Here is a 12907-nt window from a genome sequence, read left to right as displayed (position 1 = left end):
CAGCACGCAGCTCACCCCCACGGAGGACCCGTGGGTGGGCCGCGTGCTGAAGCTGCTCGGTGCAGAGCACGAGCAGCAGGTACACCGTGCGACTGCGCAGCTCGCGCAAGGGGCGGCGGCACGTATGGAGCCGCCAGAGGGAGCGCTGCAGAAGCTGCCGGGATTAGCGGCTGCGTCTGGGGACACGGTGTCAGCGGACGCAGACACCGTAAAAGGGGCGCTGCTCCAGCTGATGAGCAGCGACGACCTGCCGCCCGCTTTGAAAGAGGCGGCTCAGCAGGTTGTACAGCACCTGACAGGTCAGCAGTTGCTGCTCAATACAGACCGAACGGCGCCTTTTGCACAAGTACACATATTTATACCGTTCGTTGGACCGGACGGTCGTGAAACAGCCACAATTCAGATTCAGTCCCGCCGCGGCAAACGGGGGGAGCTGGACGCCTCCAACTGTCGTCTTTGGTTTGATTTGGACATGAAGGGGCTTGGTCCGACGCTGGTGGATGTGCAGGTTGTAGACCGGATTGTGAGTCTCAAGCTCCATAATGATCAGGAATGGGCGGCTTCGCTGTTAACCAGTGGACGTGAGTCCATTCATACAGCGCTGGAGTCACTAGGATACCAACTTCTATCGCTTCGTACCGAGCCCATGCCCATAAGGACTGAACAGAACAGCCTCGCCTCTTCTGAGGTACAAAGCTATGTGCCTCAGCCGTATAAAGGAGTCGATCTGAAAATATGAAAGAGCCGTTGGAACCGCCTTCTCCTTCCAGGAAGAAGGCGGTCGCCCTTAAATATACGCCGGGTGAGAGCGAAGCACCGATTGTCGTTGCCAAGGGGAGCGGCCGCATTGCGGATAGCATTTTAGAAAAAGCCAAAGAACATGGTGTTCCCGTTCAGGAGGATGCCGCGCTGGTTGAAGTACTGTCCAAACTTGATTTGGATGAACAAATCCCTGCTGAGCTCTATCAATTGGTGGCAGAGGTGCTTACCTATATATATCAAATGGATCGTCTTGCTCCGAGGGATGACTGGTGATGTGGAATGAAATGAAGGCCGGAGGCAAGGATCAACGGAAAGCCAAAGGAGCGATGGGCGAAGAAGCAGCGGCTTTGTTTTTAGAAAACCTGGGTTACCGTATCATAGAGCGTAATTGGCGATGCCGTAGTGGTGAAATAGATCTGATTGCCAAGCAGGAGCACACACTCGTGTTTATTGAAGTACGTAGTCGAAGTAGCTCCAAATATGGAACGCCAGCAGAATCAGTTACTGCGCGTAAAATAACTCAGGTTCGCCAAACAGCCGCTGTTTATTTGCACATGAACGGGATTGGAGATACTCCAATCCGTTTTGATATGATTTCTGTACGATTAACTGACGAAACGGCTGTTGTTACGGGCCATTTAATGGGTGCATTTTAAAAGAGTAAGAGCTTTTTCGAAGGGTAGAGTGCAGGACTGAATTCATATGTGCAGGTTGACAGAAAGGAAAGCTACAGGTATATTTTATTGAGAATAGTTATCATTTTCATCTTATAATGAATATCTACAAGTTGTACCTGTGAAGGAGGATCTACGTGACAAAGCATACCTTTAGTGAACATGTCATAGATGTAATTCAGGAACGCCGGACGATTAAACGATTCAAATCCGACTCCATCCCGGTAGATACGATCAAAGAACTGCTGGACGTCGCTGTGTGGGCTCCTAATCATAAAATGCGTGAACCGTGGCGTTTTCTGTTGTTTGCTGGTAAGGGGCGGAAAAAGCTTGCAGAAGCAATTGCAGCCGATGTTGGTAAGGACAACAAGTTTGAGAGCGGTATTTTGCACAACCCGATTCAGCTTTTAGTGGTGCTGGAAGAAGACCCGCGTCAAGCGGTTTGGGATGAGGATTTTGCAGCGGTCAGCGCGCTTGTACAAAACTTTATGCTTGCTGCATGGAGCAAAGGAATCGGAACGTTTTGGGTAACAAAGCCATTTCTGTATTCGCCAAGGTTCCGTGAGCACTTGGGAATTCAACCGGGTGAGAAGGTAATAGGAATGATATATGCAGGCTATCCTGATGTTATCCCGGAATCAAGACCCCGTACTCCGGCAGCCGATAAGCTGACCTTGTTTGACAAATAATCTGTCGTCAGATAAACTTAGTCAAGAATTTTGAAAGCATGGTTTGGAACTAAAATTTCGAACATTACATTTGCAATGAATGAAAATTTGGAAGCACCTTTTTTCATATATGCAATGATTCCCGAGGGGGAGACATTCCAATATGAGGAGAGGTGCTTTTTGATATGTATGGAAAATTACATGGAGCTTGTCTGTATGGAATAGATGGCGTTCTGATCGAAGTTGAGACAGATTTGTCTAATGGCTTGCCTCAGACCGCGATTATCGGATTGCCGGATTCGGCGATTCGGGAGGCAGTGGAGCGCGTGAGAGCAGCAATCAAAAACTGCGGCTTTAAATATCCGTCCCAGCGTGTCACGATTAATTTAGCTCCTGCTGATTTGCGTAAGGAAGGTTCATCTTTTGATCTTGCTATCGCTTTAGGGTTGCTGACAACCAGTGAACAGGTCGTTTTACCAGTGGGGGAACGAACGCTGTTTATTGGCGAGCTGGCGCTGGATGGCAGCATTCGTCCTGTGAATGGGGTGCTGTCCATGGTTGATCTGGCAAAGCGAGAAGGATTCCATTCCGTGCTGCTCCCCAAGGAAAACGCCAGCGAGGCTCGTCTGATCACGGGTATACGTATTTATGCTATACATCATCTGACGGATCTTATCCCGGATGCAGATCATGCACAAGGCACCGTTGATAGCCAAGCGATAAATCAGAATTGTACTGCTAGTAAACAGGTCATGATCCATTCCTATGCCCATTTACCTCAAGCAGAGCATATCCCGCTGTGTGAGGAAGAAGAGATAACTAGCAATATGGAAGATTACAGCGATGTACTGGGTCAGCTACACGCCAAACGTGCGTTAGTCATCGCTGCAGCCGGAATGCATAATATCCTTCTTATGGGACCGCCGGGTGCTGGAAAAACGATGCTCATCCGCAGGTTGCCATCCATCCTGCCGCCTTTGACTGAAAAGGAAGCGCTAGAAGTCACCAAAGTATACAGCGCCGCCGGCAAGTGGAAGGAGTCTTCGCCCCATCTGATGAATATTCGTCCCTTCCGCTCGCCTCATCATACGATCTCTGCTGCTGGTTTGGTGGGCGGGGGAGGTATACCCAAACCAGGAGAAATCAGTCTTGCACATCGGGGGATTTTATTTCTGGATGAGTTGCCTGAATTTAGCCGTCATGTGCTAGAGGTGCTGCGCCAGCCTTTGGAAGACCACAATGTTACGATCAGTCGTTCACGTGCAGTTTTTAAGTATCCGGCGCATTTTTTACTTGCCGCCTCCTTAAATCCATGTCACTGTGGTTTTTTCGGCAATGACACGGAACATCAGCGCTGTACCTGTTCACCTGCAGCAGTAGCCCGATACCGTTCACGTATTTCCGGTCCACTACTGGATCGGATTGATCTTCAGCTTGAAGTATCGCAACCGAAGGATTGGCGGGAGGAAAAAGAATCACTGTCGTCCGCTGATATGAGAAGGCAGGTGCTGGCTGCTCAAGCGATACAAATCCACAGATACAGCAAGCTACCCTTTTCATGGAATAGTGAGCTGTCCGGTCAGATGCTGCGTAAATATGCGGTATTAGAACAAAATGCGGCGGAGCTGCTTGATCAGACGATGGATGCCCTCGGTTTAAGCATGCGTGCGTATGATCGAATTCTCAAGCTGTCCCGCACCATTGCAGACTTAAATGAGTCAGAAAAAATCATGACTTCACATGTGGCTGAAGCTATTCAATACCGCAATATGGATAGGGCAAATGCCAGTTTTCCCGAAAGTTAATAAGCTATGGAAGTAGTAGTTACACGTCGAACATTTTTATGAAAAAGTTTTCCCAAAGGGGTATGTAGGCTAGAATGGGAAAAATGAAAACAAAAAAAGCTCCAGACAATAAAGATCTGGAGAAGAAAAAAAGATTATGACAATTGTGATTATACTATGAGTATATCATTTTTGTATATACGATTATGTATCATCTACCATGTTACTTGATGGAAAAACAAACAGTCTTTAACAAAGGTATAGCTGAAAGGATAACAAGCCCGCCGACCGAAACGGTTGGGGGCTTTGTTGTGAAATTCATTCTAATGAATACTATTGAATCCATTAAGAAAGACGAAAACGTATCCCTACATATGCTAAAAAAATATGAGTTACAAAACGTTCAGTTTCACTTCAATATTACCGCGGGTAGCGCGGGAGTATGGACATTGTTCATGTGCGCCTTCCACCAGTTTTACTGCAGTTTCATGATCGACGCCTTTTACCAGTACGTCAAGGTTTACACCAATTCCGAAGCCGCCGTCTTCCACTTTGCCGAAATGGACCGTAGCTATTACTTCGGTACCTTCATGCTTAACACGTTGCATGCGAGCAACCATATTTAAAGCACTGTCAAAGCAAGCGGAATAGCCTGCAGCGAACAATTGCTCCGGATTCGTACCTGCACCGCCTGCGCCACCCATTTCTTTTGGAGTATCAATATCTAAACGAAGTTCAGGGGAGGAAGACTCGATATAACCGTTACGTCCACCAACCGCTTTTACTGTTGTTTCATACATTTTTTGTTGAATGGTCATCATAATCCAATCACTGCCTCTCATCCAATTTATATTTTACACAATTTAATTTATCAAAATAATTATTGTTTGTAAAGTATTTTGTGCAATTAGCATGTATTTTGTTATATAATGTGCTAAAATAATGACGAAAGTAGGTGATCAGACAGCATGGAAAACAATCATAATGAAGGTGCAGCATTGAAACTTGATAATCAGTTATGCTTTGCCATATATGCATGCTCCAGAGAGATTACGAAGCTATACCAGCCTTATCTGGAAAAGCTTGGTGTGACGTACTCGCAATATTTGGTACTTATCGTGCTCTGGGAGCGTGAAGAATGTACAGTCAAGGAATTGGGTGAGGCATTGTATTTGGACTCCGGCACACTAACCCCGCTATTGAAGAGATTGCAGAACGCCGGGCTGATCGATCGAAAGCGTTCCACTCAGGATGAGCGTAAGGTGCTGATTTCTTTGACGACAGAGGGAAGTGCATTGCGAGAAAAAGCCATGTCTGTACCAGGATGCATTCAGGAAAAAACAAGTATGACCCATGATCAATTTGGGTCGCTTCTGCTTCAGTTCAATGATTTGCTCGATCGTGTTCATCAAGCGAATGTACAAATTGAAAAATCATAACAGGTAATTTCAGTTACTCTTGCGAATCTCATGGTATAAGTCGCTCTTAGCTGAAAGAAAAAGTGCCTAATAGTGCCTAATGAAATAAAGTGCCTCTCATTGCGGATTGGGTAATCCCATTTTGCAGAGGTACTTTTTTTGTGAATTTGTATTAAGCACAATATCCAATAATATCCAAACATTCGATTTTGGGAATGATAATGATATCAAAATACTGTAATTCATGAGGTTAAATTATAAGGAAAGCGTTTTAAAAACATGTTACAATGATGTAGGTTTAGTATAGATTTCCTTGTGAACCGCCCTTGTTGCAGTCATGTTGATAGGAGGATTCCAGAATGAATATCCATGAATATCAGGGTAAAGAAGTATTGAAGCAGTACGGAGTGGCTGTACCGAACGGTAAGGTTGCCTATACGGTGGAGGAAGCCGTTGCTGCGGCAGAATCGCTTGGAAGCGCTGTTACGGTGGTGAAAGCACAAATTCATGCTGGTGGACGCGGTAAAGCGGGTGGCGTGAAAGTTGCCAAAGGTTTGGATGAGGTGCGGACTTTTGCTTCTGAAATTTTGGGTAAGGTGCTGGTGACGCATCAGACCGGACCTGAAGGTAAAGAGGTCAAACGCCTTTTGGTTGAGGAAGGCTGCGATATTCGTAAAGAATATTACGTCGGCGTTGTCGTAGATCGTGCGACTGGACGTATCGTAATGATGGCCTCAGAAGAAGGCGGTACGGAAATCGAAGAAGTGGCTGCAGCCACTCCGGAGAAGATTTTTAAAGCGGTTGTTGATCCAGCGATTGGGCTTCAGGTGTATCAGGCCCGTAAGTTGGCGTATGACATTAATATCCCCAATGAACTGGTAAACAAAGCGGTCAAGTTTATGCTGGCGCTATACGAAGCTTTTGTGGAAAAGGACTGTTCAATTGCAGAAATCAATCCCTTAGTCGTTACGGGTGATGGGAATGTACTGGCGTTAGATGCCAAACTGAATTTCGATTCTAATGCGTTGTTCCGTCACAAGGATATTTTGGAATTGCGTGATTTGGATGAAGAGGACGAGAAAGAAATTGAGGCATCTAAATACGATCTAAGCTATATCGCTCTGGACGGAAATATTGGCTGTATGGTCAATGGTGCGGGCTTGGCGATGGCAACCATGGATATTATCAAATATTACGGTGGCGATCCGGCCAACTTCCTGGACGTAGGGGGCGGTGCGACGACGGAAAAGGTAACCGAAGCGTTCAAAATCATTTTGTCCGATCCGAAGGTAGAAGGTATTTTCGTGAACATTTTCGGCGGAATTATGCAGTGTGACATCATTGCGAACGGCGTCGTGGAGGCTGCCAAACAGTTGGGGCTGACTCGTCCGCTTGTTGTCCGTCTTGAAGGGACAAATGTTGAGCTCGGCAAACAGATTTTAGCGGAATCCGGTTTGAATATCGTAGCAGCGGATTCCATGGCGGATGGCGCCCAAAAAATCGTCGAACTTGTTCAATAGCCTGTTTGCATTCCGATATGCCGAATAAACGATAGGGGATGTGAAGATCGTGAGTATTTTGGTCGATAAGCATACAAAGGTGATTACACAGGGGATTACGGGAAAAACGGCGTTGTTTCATGCCAAGGGTGCACTTGATTACGGTACACAAATGGTAGGTGGTACCTCTCCAGGTAAGGGGGGGACCGAGGTAGAAATTACACTGGAGAACGGACAACAGGTCAAATTGCCAGTGTTTAACACCGTAAGCGAAGCCAAGGAAGCGACTGGCGCAACAGCGAGCGTGATTTACGTGCCACCGGCTTTTGCAGCAGATTCCATTTTGGAGGCTGTAGATGCAGAATTAGATCTCGTGATTTGTATCACGGAGGGCATTCCGGTGCTTGATATGATCAGGGTCAAACGTTTTATGGAAGGTAAAAAGACCGTTCTGATTGGCCCTAACTGCCCAGGCGTTATTACGCCAGGAGAATGTAAAATCGGTATTATGCCAGGTTACATTCATCTACCAGGTCATGTAGGTGTTGTGTCACGTAGTGGTACTTTGACCTATGAAGCAGTGCATCAGTTAACGACCCGAGGTATAGGACAATCTTCCGCGGTTGGTATTGGCGGTGACCCCGTTAAAGGTTCAGAATTCATTGACATTTTGCAACGTTTCAATGAGGACCCCAACACTCACGCTGTCATTATGATCGGAGAAATTGGTGGTACAGCCGAGGAAGAGGCTGCCGAGTGGATCAGGGACAATATGACGAAGCCAGTGGTTGGTTTTATCGGCGGTGTGACTGCGCCTCCGGGCAAACGGATGGGGCATGCAGGCGCCATTATTTCTGGTGGAAAAGGAACGGCCAAAGAGAAAATTGCCACGCTTGAAGCCTGTGGGATCAAGGTGGCACCGACTCCTTCCGAAATGGGCTCGACACTGGTAAGTGTGCTGGAAGCACGTGGTATTTTGAATTTGTGTACGACACATTAAATCGTGTTTCTTCATTAATATAAGGCCATAAAACTGCATCGAAATTTGCCGCAGGCTAGTGTATAATGAAAGAAAGGTAAGCAACCTTTTTATCTTCTGAAACAGGGGATGAAAAGGTTGCTTTTTTTTGCGTTAAGACAGGCTTGTCAGGGAAACGCTTGCAAAATGATTCATTGTGCCACAAAATAAGGGAGGGTTCACTCTTCCGTGAATGGGGGAACCATAGTTTGGAAGAAAGATGGCTTTTGTTAGGCTTGCATGAGTTAGAGGGAATCGGAAGAAAAACAATTCAGCGTATTTGGTTTAGTGACTATCGATTGCATGAGCTACTGTATTTTAGCGAACAAAAGTGGATTGAGATAGGATTAAGCCCTGCTCAGGCACGAATTGCGGCTCAGTGTTACGATGAAGAATGGGTGCATGAACGATATCAGCGAGTTCAGTCCGGTGATATTGGAACGGTAACTTATGTGGACGAGGATTATCCCTTATTAATGAAGGAAACAGTTGACCCACCTTGGGTAATGTATACAAAAGGGGATAAATCACTTTTGCATACATGTTCTATAGCCATGGTAGGAACCCGCGTTCCCACCGCTTATGGACGTAGAGCAGCGGAGATACTAACAGAGGGATTATGTAATGCAGGGATTACAGTAGTTAGCGGATTGGCGAGAGGGATTGACAGTATTTGTCACGAAACAGCCCTGCGCCGGGGAGGAAACACGATTGGTGTACTGGGAACAGCGATTGATCAAATTTATCCTCCCCAAAATGCGTCTTTATTTGCAGAGATGGCTAGCAAAGGCTTGATCGTATCGGAGTATCCTCCAGGCACGAGGTCACATCCGGGAATGTTTCCACAACGTAATCGGATTATAGCTGGCCTAACGAAGGGAACGCTCGTCGTCGAAGCAGATGCAAGAAGCGGCTCCTTGATTACAGCTGATGCTGCGCTAGAGGCGAATCGAGATGTGTTTGCTGTTCCCGGACCCATTACGTCACCGAAGAGTAGAGGCACGCTGAGCTTGATTAAGCAAGGAGCCAAAACAGTCACTGAAGCTTCGGATATTATTGAAGAGTATGAAGCAGATTTGCGTACAAGGGAGGTTTCTTCATACAATAGAGAGCAGAGACTTAATCTGAAGGAGGTCTCCAAAGTTCCAGAAAGTGAGACTTCTGAGGAAAACCGTGTCATACTGTTGCTCGAACAGGGAACCATGACACTGGATGAACTGCTTGATGCTACGGCATGGGATTTTGGACTTTTACACGCAGTTCTGTTATCGTTAATCATAAAAAAAAGGATCGCCCAGCTAGCGGGCACAAAATACAAGCTTATTTAGTAGTTGTTTTTGCAAAGTCCTTAGTTAGTAAATGCACAAATTCAATTTTAAACATCAGGTGGAGGGAAGTACGGCATTCATCCGCACCGCGAATTCCTACTCCTTCCCCACTTCCTGAAATGTGTTGACTTTATGACTCGCAGCAGCGGAGCAGATGGAATCTTTCTGAAGAAGCGCAGCGTTCGCCTTTATATCCGGATGTGAAGCTCTCTAACGCGTCATAACTCACCACATTTCAGGAAGTCTATCAATATTCATGTGTGTAATTGAGAGGAGGAAGAGCCTATGGCGGATTCACTCGTCATCGTGGAATCGCCTTCCAAGGCGAAGACGATCGGCAAATACTTAGGCAGTAAATATATCGTCAAGGCTTCCATGGGTCATATCAGGGATTTACCAAAGAGTCAGATCGGCGTAGAGGTCGAAAATGATTTTAATCCCAAATACATTACCATTCGAGGTAAAGGCTCAATTCTAAAAGAATTAAAGGATGCCCGAAAAAAAGTGAAAAAAGTATATCTGGCGGCTGACCCGGATCGCGAAGGTGAGGCTATTGCCTGGCATCTGGCGCATGCGCTGGAACTGGACGATACGGCAGATTGCCGTGTTGTGTTTAATGAAATTACGAAGCAGGCTGTCAAAGATGCTTTTAAAACACCCCGTAAAATCAATATGGATTTGGTCAATGCTCAGCAGGCACGACGGATACTGGATCGACTTGTCGGCTACAAAATTAGCCCGTTGCTCTGGAAAAAGGTAAAGAAGGGTCTGTCCGCTGGGCGTGTGCAGTCGGTTGCAGTGAAAATTATTTTGGACCGGGAAAACGAGATTAGTGAGTTTGTGCCGGAAGAATATTGGACGATCACAGCTAAACTAGCTATTAAAGACAGTACCTTTGAAGCGAAATTTCATAAGCTGCGCGGCGAAAAGAAAGAGCTTTCCAGCGAAGCGGATGTACAAGAAGTGTTGGAAGCTATCGGAAAATCGTCTTACAAGGTACGCGATGTGAAAGAGAAAGAGCGTTTACGCAATCCTTCTCCTCCATTCACAACAAGTTCCTTGCAGCAGGAGGCGGCTCGGAAGCTCAACTTCCGTGCATCTAAAACGATGTCTGTAGCTCAGCAGCTATATGAGGGTGTGGATTTAGGAAAAGAAGGGACCGTGGGTCTGATTACGTATATGCGTACGGATTCCACACGGATCGCCGCTTCGGCTCAAGAGGAAGCGAAAGAAATTATTATTCAAAAATATGGCGAAGCTTTTGTACCTGAAACTCCTCGTCAATATTCAAAAAAAGCGGCCAACGCCCAGGATGCGCATGAAGCGATTCGCCCAACCTCTGCGTTCCGCGATCCGGAAACAGTTAAGCCGTTTATGAGTCGGGATCAGTTCCGCTTGTATAAATTGGTATGGGAACGTTTCATGGCTAGCCAGATGGCTTCTGCTATTATGGATACTTTATCCGTGGATATTGAAGCAGGTGAGACGATATTCCGGGCAGCAGGTTCGAAGGTTCGTTTTCCAGGTTTCATGAAAGTATATGTAGAGGGAAATGATGACGGTAAAACCGAAGAAGATAAACTGCTGCCACCACTTCAACCGGGCGACAAGCTAAAAAAAGAAGCGGTTGAGCCGAAGCAACATTTTACACAACCGCCTCCTCGTTATACGGAAGCGCGACTGGTGAAGACGCTGGAAGAACTGGGTATAGGACGTCCAAGTACGTATGCACCGACGCTGGAAACCATTCAAAAGCGTGGGTACGTTGCTATTGAAGAGAAGAAGTTTTTCCCTACAGAGCTGGGAGAATTGGTCATCGAGCAGATGGAGGAGTTCTTTCCAGAAATTCTGAATGTGGAGTTTACAGCCAATATGGAAGGTGATCTTGACCACGTCGAAGAGGGCGAAGGTAATTGGGTCAAGGTGTTGAGTGACTTTTACGAGTCATTCGAGAAGCGACTAGAAGTGGCTGAAGAAGAAATGAAAGAAATTGAAATCAAGGATGAAGTATCCGATGTTATATGTGACAAATGTGGCAGTCAGATGGTGTATAAGCTTGGCCGCTTTGGTAAATTTCTGGCCTGTTCTGCCTTTCCGGATTGCCGTAACACAAAGCCAATTGTCAAAGATATCGGGATTAATTGTCCTACATGCGGTGAGGGACATGTCGTCGAACGACGGAGTAAAAAAGGACGTGTCTTTTACGGGTGTGACCGCTACCCAGAATGTGATTTTGTATCCTGGGATAAACCGTCCATTAAGCCTTGTCCAAGTTGCAGTAGCCTAATGGTCGAAAAACGTACAAAACAGGGAACGAAGCTCAACTGCACCGTCTGCGATCACAGCGAAATGCTGGAAGAGAGCGATGAGAGTGTAGAGACTTCTTAAGAACAACGATAGCAGGGGGATTTAAACGTGAGTGATATGCAAAAGGTAACGGTCATCGGAGCAGGTTTGGCGGGCAGCGAAGCTGCCTGGCAAATTGCAAGCCGTGGGGTGCCAGTTAAGTTATATGAAATGAGGCCGGTTGTAAAAACACCAGCACATCATACAGATAAATTTGCTGAACTGGTATGTAGTAATTCCTTGCGAGCGAACGGCCTAACAAATGCAGTAGGCGTACTGAAGGAAGAGATGAGAATACTGAACTCCTTGATTCTGAGTGCGGCGGATCGTCATGCCGTTCCGGCTGGTGGTGCATTGGCAGTGGATCGCGACGGATTTTCCGGCCATATTACAGATACGCTTCATCAACATCCTTTGATTGAGGTTGTTAATGAAGAGCTTCAGGAAATCCCGCAGGACGGTATCGTAGTCATTGCGACGGGGCCTTTAACTTCTCCGGCTTTGTCGGAACAGATCAAATCGCTGATGGGAGAGGAGTATTTTTATTTTTACGATGCGGCAGCCCCAATTGTAGAAAAGGACTCCATCGACATGAGCAAGGTCTATCTGGCTTCCCGTTATGATAAGGGAGAAGCAGCTTACTTGAATTGTCCGATGAACGAAGCGGAATTTGACGCCTTTTATGAGGCTTTGATTACGGCTGAGGTGGCGCAAGTCAAGGAATTTGAAAAAGAAATTTATTTCGAAGGCTGTATGCCCATCGAAGTGATGATGCAACGTGGGAAACAAACGGCATTGTTCGGACCGATGAAACCTGTGGGTCTCGTAAATCCACATACAGGAGAACTGCCCCACGCAGTTGTTCAGCTTCGGCAGGACAATGCTGCTGGTACGCTATATAATCTGGTTGGTTTCCAGACTCACCTCAAATGGGGGGAGCAAAAGCGTGTATTTTCTATGATCCCGGGTCTCGAAGAGGCAGAGTTTGTACGTTATGGTGTGATGCATCGCAATACCTTTATTAATTCTCCACAGCAGCTTCATCCAACCTATCAGTTCAAGGGAAGAAGCAATCTGTTCTTCGCCGGACAAATGACCGGTGTAGAGGGGTATGTGGAGTCGGCTGCTTCAGGTCTGCTGGCCGGGATGAATGCGGCACGAGCAGCGCGTGGACAGGAAATGTTTGTATTTCCTGCCGAAACAACACTAGGCAGCATGGCACGGTATATTACGACCGCTGATTTTAAACATTTTCAGCCAATGAATGCAAACTTTGGTCTGCTTCCAAAACTGGAGACACGGATTCGTAATAAAAAGGAAAAGAACGAAGCGCTCGCTAATCGCGCACTGGAAAGTTTGCGCGGGTATATCAACGAAACGGGAGTTATGTCAGCTGAAGTACAGGCATAA

Annotated in this window: 11 protein-coding genes and 1 pseudogene; 11 read left to right on the top strand and 1 reads right to left on the bottom strand. The window is 46.4% G+C overall.

The window, feature by feature from the left end; translation table 11 throughout:
- The 5 genes and pseudogenes from AC6EJC_RS18220 to AC6EJC_RS18200 form a co-directional block, all read left to right on the top strand.
- Nucleotides 1–739: pseudogene (locus AC6EJC_RS18220) on the top strand (DNA ligase); the annotation flags it as partial.
- Nucleotides 736–1035 carry an EscU/YscU/HrcU family type III secretion system export apparatus switch protein gene (locus AC6EJC_RS18215; RefSeq protein ID WP_444955174.1) on the top strand — a complete coding sequence of 100 codons (300 nt, stop codon included), beginning with the start codon at nt 736–738 and terminating at the stop codon, nt 1033–1035. The pseudogene AC6EJC_RS18220 and the gene AC6EJC_RS18215, both read left to right, overlap by 4 nt.
- Complete coding sequence (locus AC6EJC_RS18210) at nt 1035–1418, top strand: YraN family protein (RefSeq protein ID WP_444955173.1); 384 nt, start codon at nt 1035–1037, stop codon at nt 1416–1418. The genes AC6EJC_RS18215 and AC6EJC_RS18210 overlap by 1 nt, the downstream gene beginning before the upstream one ends.
- A gap of 155 nt (nt 1419–1573) precedes the next feature.
- Nucleotides 1574–2125 carry a nitroreductase family protein gene (locus tag AC6EJC_RS18205; RefSeq protein ID WP_444955172.1) on the top strand — a complete coding sequence of 184 codons (552 nt, stop codon included), beginning with the start codon at nt 1574–1576 and terminating at the stop codon, nt 2123–2125.
- Between the two features lie 164 nt (nt 2126–2289).
- Nucleotides 2290–3909: a YifB family Mg chelatase-like AAA ATPase gene (locus tag AC6EJC_RS18200; protein ID WP_444955171.1), complete on the top strand. Its 1620-nt coding sequence runs from the start codon at nt 2290–2292 to the stop codon at nt 3907–3909.
- Nucleotides 3910–4280: 371 nt separating this feature from the next.
- Here AC6EJC_RS18200 and AC6EJC_RS18195 read toward each other — a convergent pair whose 3' ends face one another.
- Nucleotides 4281–4709, bottom strand: coding sequence for an organic hydroperoxide resistance protein (locus AC6EJC_RS18195; RefSeq protein WP_444955170.1), 429 nt, complete (start codon nt 4707–4709; stop codon nt 4281–4283).
- A gap of 147 nt (nt 4710–4856) precedes the next feature.
- Between AC6EJC_RS18195 and AC6EJC_RS18190 the strand changes: the two genes are divergently transcribed.
- The 6 genes from AC6EJC_RS18190 to trmFO all read left to right on the top strand — a co-directional run bounded on the left by AC6EJC_RS18190 (nt 4857) and on the right by trmFO (nt 12907).
- Nucleotides 4857–5327 carry a MarR family winged helix-turn-helix transcriptional regulator gene (locus tag AC6EJC_RS18190; protein ID WP_444955169.1) on the top strand — a complete coding sequence of 157 codons (471 nt, stop codon included), beginning with the start codon at nt 4857–4859 and terminating at the stop codon, nt 5325–5327.
- 338 nt (nt 5328–5665) lie between these two features.
- Entirely contained in the window at nt 5666–6826 is a 1161-nt protein-coding gene (sucC, locus tag AC6EJC_RS18185; RefSeq protein ID WP_444955168.1) for an ADP-forming succinate--CoA ligase subunit beta, read from the top strand.
- Nucleotides 6827–6875: 49 nt separating this feature from the next.
- Complete coding sequence (gene sucD / locus AC6EJC_RS18180) at nt 6876–7805, top strand: succinate--CoA ligase subunit alpha (protein ID WP_025723280.1); 930 nt, start codon at nt 6876–6878, stop codon at nt 7803–7805.
- Nucleotides 7806–8032: 227 nt separating this feature from the next.
- On the top strand, nt 8033–9151 hold the full coding sequence (gene dprA, locus AC6EJC_RS18175; protein WP_444955167.1) for a DNA-processing protein DprA: 1119 nt from the start codon (nt 8033–8035) through the stop codon (nt 9149–9151).
- 285 nt (nt 9152–9436) lie between these two features.
- Nucleotides 9437–11539: a type I DNA topoisomerase gene (gene topA / locus AC6EJC_RS18170; protein ID WP_444955166.1), complete on the top strand. Its 2103-nt coding sequence runs from the start codon at nt 9437–9439 to the stop codon at nt 11537–11539.
- Between the two features lie 27 nt (nt 11540–11566).
- The gene (trmFO, locus tag AC6EJC_RS18165) at nt 11567–12907 is read left to right on the top strand and encodes an FADH(2)-oxidizing methylenetetrahydrofolate--tRNA-(uracil(54)-C(5))-methyltransferase TrmFO (protein ID WP_444955165.1); all 1341 of its coding nucleotides are present in this window, start codon (nt 11567–11569) and stop codon (nt 12905–12907) included.

It is taken from the genome of Paenibacillus sp. TY11, assembly GCF_059772165.1.
This window is presented reverse-complemented; position numbering and strand designations above follow the sequence as displayed.